Source organism: Leifsonia sp. SIMBA_070 (assembly GCF_046534635.1).
GTDB lineage: Bacteria > Actinomycetota > Actinomycetes > Actinomycetales > Microbacteriaceae > Leifsonia.
This window is the reverse complement of the sequence record NZ_JAWRYK010000658.1, coordinates 1-251: the sequence shown is the minus strand read 5'-3', so window position 1 is coordinate 251 and position 251 is coordinate 1. Positions and strand designations below refer to the sequence as shown.

Below are 251 nucleotides of genomic sequence, written 5' to 3'. Positions count from 1 at the left end.
GGCGGCGATCCTGAGTAGCGACCAGTAAACGACGATGACCAGCAGGACTGTGCTGATCATGACGGGGACGCCGTAATACCAACCGGGGAAAGGACCGGTCGAGGACAAGTTGTACTGCACGTCCACTACCCGTCCGTCCTCGATACCACAGCCCGAGAGCCCCCGGCGCTGGAAAATGCGATGCAGCCCGTTTTCGTCGGCCGATGAGTACAACCCCGTGAGCACCAGTCCGAGAATGAGGGTGAGTGCCG

Annotated in this window: 1 protein-coding gene; it reads right to left on the bottom strand. The window is 61.0% G+C overall.

All coding sequences use genetic code 11. The features are described from left to right. A partial coding sequence (locus tag SB754_RS21880) for a hypothetical protein (protein WP_410784408.1) occupies nucleotides 1-251 on the bottom strand: 251 nt, incomplete at both ends.